This is a genomic window from Myxococcus llanfairpwllgwyngyllgogerychwyrndrobwllllantysiliogogogochensis (genome assembly GCF_006636215.1).
In the GTDB taxonomy this organism is placed as follows: Bacteria; Myxococcota; Myxococcia; order Myxococcales; family Myxococcaceae; genus Myxococcus; species Myxococcus llanfairpwllgwyngyllgogerychwyrndrobwllllantysiliogogogochensis.
Window position 1 is genome coordinate 1 of record NZ_VIFM01000470.1, and the last position, 3,772, is coordinate 3,772.

A 3,772-nucleotide genomic window follows, 5' to 3' on the forward strand; every position below is an offset into this window, starting at 1 on the left:
GGGTGGAATGGCCTCCGGCGGCACGGTGGCCAGCGGCACCTCCCGCGTCTGCGAGGGCGGGCGCATCACGGGAGCAACGGCGGGCGGCGGCGTGGGAGGAGGACGGTTGAAGGCCTCCGGCTCCACCTCCACCGAGGGCGACGTGTCCGGATTCAGCCGGCTCGCCCGGGCGCGGGCCTCTTCCTCCAGGGCCTCCAGCGGGAAGGCGGGCCGCGTGGCCTCGTCCATGGGAATGCCCGGACGCGTCTCGCCGTCATTCACCGGCCCGCCGGCCTCGCGGCTGCGCGGCGTGGGGTGGAAGGAGAGCGCCTCCACCGGGCCATCCAACCGGATGGTCTTCGCGGGGAGGATGGCCCCCGCCGGCAGCGTCGCGCGGGGCGCGGTGCCACCGTCGTCCTGCTCCTGCGCCGCGGCCCGTGGCTCGGGGACACCTCCGCGTGGCACGTCCTTGAGGCTGGCCAACAGGCGCCGCTCGGACTGGAAGTCCGCCGTGAAGAGCTCCCGCATGAAGCGGCTGACGCTCTCCGGGCCCGCGCTGGCGTCAATCTCCATCAGGCACGTCTGCAGCCGGCCACGGAACTCCTCCGCCGTCTGGAAGCGCTGCGTGGGGTCCACCTCCAGCGCCTTGGCCACCAACGCCGTCACCGAGCGCGGCGTGAGCGGCTCCACGTCGTCCAGGGGGGCGACCTTGGGGTTGGCCACCACGGACATCAGCTCGCCGGGGTGGATGCCGTCGAAGGGGTTCTTGCCGGCGATGAGCTCGTAGAGCGTGAGGCCCACCGCGTACAAGTCACTCCGGCGGTCCACCGGCTGGTGCCGCGCCTGCTCCGGGGACATGTAGAGGAACTTGCCCAGGATGATGCTCGGGTTCGTCTTCGCCGCGGACAGCCGGCTCTTGGCGAGCCCGAAGTCGACGACCTTCACCTCCCCCTCGTAGGAGATGAGGATGTTCTGCGGAGAGATGTCCCGGTGGACCAGCTTCAGGTCCTCGCCGTCGTCATCCTTCTTGCGGTGCGCATAGGCGAGCGCGTCCAGCACCCGGCCCATGATGTAGAGGATGAAGGTGAGCGGCAGCGGCACCTGCCTGTCCCGCACCCGGGCGGCCACCTTGCGCAGGTCCTTGCCGTCCACGTACTCGAGGGCCATGTAGGCCTCGCCCTCGTGCAGCCCCATGTCCAGCACCTGGGCGATGGAGCCATGGCTCAGCCGGACCAGGGTGCGCGCCTCGCCCACGAAGCGCTCGACGAAGTCGCTGTCCTCCGCGAGCTGCGGGAGGATTTTCTTGATGACGCACAGCTTCTCGAAGCCCTGCGCGCCCTCCAAGCGGGCGAGATAGATCTCACCCATGCCGCCCGTCGCCAGATGGGACAGGAGGGTGTACCGGCCAAAGGGCTGGGGCCGGAACGGACGCAGCCGGGCGGAAGGGTTATGGGCGTTCATGGAGGCGGGGGTCCACCACTCGGACCCCATTGAACCCCGTCCAGGGCCACGGCATCAACCCGTCAACCTGCCGCGAGGGGTTTTCACCGCAGTCCCGGGTTGGTGAGCGTGCCGACATCCTCGTCGAGCACCTCGAAGACGGCCACCTTCTCCCGGGGTGCGCGCACCATCCGCTCCCCCAGGGGCATCACGTCGAAGCGGGCCCCCACGGAGGCCAGCATCTTGCCGGTCATCAGCACCTGGCCGGGGTTGCCCGTGGCGGCCAGCCATCCGGCCACGGCCATGCCCTCGCCCACCGCCGTGTAGTCCGAGCGCACCTCGTTGCCGATCATCCCCACCAGCGCGCGCGTGGTGTGCAGGGCCAGCCGCAGCTCACAGCGCTCGTCCAGGGGACGGCGGCTCATGGCCCGCTCCCAGTCCGCGCGCAGGGACAGGGCGGCGCGCACGGCCCGCACGGAGTCCTCGCCCTTCACGTAGGGCACGCCGAACAGCGCCCGCATGGAGTCGCCCTGGAAGCCCTCCACCGTGGCTTCGAAGCTGAACACGATGCCGGTGGCTCGCGAGTGGAATTCGTTGAGCAACTGGGTGGCCTTGGCCGCGCCGATGCGCGGAGCCAGCGCGCCAAAGCCCACCAGCTCCACGTGCAGCACGGTGAGGGTGCGCTCCTCCAGCCCCGGCAGCCGTCCCCCCTGACGCAGGGCCTCCGACGCGCGGCGCTCCGCGATATCCGGTGGGTGGAAGCGCTCCAGCATCCGGCGCATCCGCTCCAGCGTGGCGCCGCCCTCCTTCGGGGAGAACTTCTGCACGCCCGTGGCCACCAGGTGCGCCACCGCCGAGCACGCATCCAGCATCGGCTCCAGCCCATCCCCCTTCGCGGAGGTGTTGACGTAGAGCACGCCCGCGTACGGGGGCTCGGCGCCAATGGGGATGCACAGCACGCTGTCCACGCCGTAGAGGATGACGCTCTCGCGGGCGGCGAAGCGGCGGTCGTCGCGCACGTCACCCACGGCGAGCGCGCGGCCCTGCTTCAGCGCCTCGTCGACGATGGCGTCGGACACGGGCACCTCGCCCTTGGCCAGCTTGCCCCGGTGACGCACCGCCGCCGGCACCAGCGCGCCCGTGGGGTGCTTGAGCAGCACGACGGCCGTCGTGGCGTCCGTGCGCTCCAGCAGCCGGTCCATCGTCATGTCCAGGAAGGTGGACAGCGTGGTGGCGGTGGAGAGCGCCTCCGCGGTGCGGAACATCAGCACCAGCGTCTCCTGGCCCACGCGGGGACTGGCGGGCGCAATCGGCGTGGACGCGCTGCTGAAGTCCTCGAAGGGCATGGGCCCCACGTTGTCCAACAGGCGCAGCACGTCCGCGTCCCGCACGCTCTTGGCCAGCAGCACGGAGGGCCCCACGTCCTGCCCATGGCCGAAGCGCACGACGCCGCCCGCGCCCAGGTCCACCATCTCCGTGGCCGCGTTCTCCACCGTGTTGGGCTGGCGGACCGCGAGCGTGTTCTCGCCCAGCGCGACGGTGTCCCCGGGGGACAGTTGTCGTGAGCCCTGCAAGGGCGCGCCGTTGACGCGACTGCCGTTACGGCTGCCCAGGTCCTCGATGCGGAGGATGTCCGCCTCGACGTACAGGCGCGCGTGCCGGCGCGAAACGAGGTCGCCACCCAGGACGATATCGTTCTCGTCCGCGCGGCCGAGGCTCGTCACGCCCTCGGGCAAATCGTAGGACGTATCGAAGTAGCCGGGCCCGTTGATGATGATCTGCCACATCGAATGCCCGACATTACACGACTCTCCCGTCTCATGAGAGAAGGAGACACCGCTTCGAGAGGGGGGACAGGAGTGACCCGGACTGCCGGCGCAAGTGCTTCGCGCCGCGTCAAGACTGACAGTGCTCCGGGCGACTCGCAAGTGCCCGCCAGGGTGAGTCCTCAGCGCGGCCGGTGGATGAAGACGGACTGTCCGTGGCGCACCGCGGTGAAGGCCGTCAGCGCTCTTTGGGCGGGGCCTTGGAGCACCGCGCCATCCAGCGCGAAGCGGGAGCCGTGACAGGGACACTCCATGACGCCCTCGGCCGGGAGCCAGTCCACGGCGCAGTCTCCGTGCGTGCAGATGCGCCACAGCGCCACGAAGCAGCCGGGCCGCGTGTGCACGAGCACCACGTCCAGGAGCGCTTCGGGCACGCGCACCTCGGCGTGGCCTCCTGGTGATTGCAACGCCGGGTGGTCCGCGAGCCGCACTTCCACCCAGCCCTCTTCGGCCGTGCCCGGCACCGGCGCCCCGGGACAGGCGGCGCCGTCGGGCGGGAGGTCCAGGACGATGGCCTCCCGCCACTC

3 protein-coding genes are annotated in these 3,772 nt (G+C 70.9%); all 3 read right to left on the reverse strand.

The features are described from left to right. On the reverse strand, positions 1–1,440 hold a 1,440-nt coding region (locus FJV41_RS48400; RefSeq protein ID WP_141649393.1), incomplete at its 3' end, for a serine/threonine protein kinase. Positions 1,441–1,523: 83 nt separating this feature from the next. Next, positions 1,524–3,206, reverse strand: a complete 1,683-nt coding sequence (locus tag FJV41_RS48405) for an adenylate/guanylate cyclase domain-containing protein (protein WP_141649394.1) — start codon at positions 3,204–3,206, stop codon at positions 1,524–1,526. A gap of 161 nt (positions 3,207–3,367) precedes the next feature. Continuing rightward, on the reverse strand, positions 3,368–3,772 hold a 405-nt coding region (locus FJV41_RS48410), incomplete at its 5' end, for a QcrA and Rieske domain-containing protein (protein ID WP_141649395.1).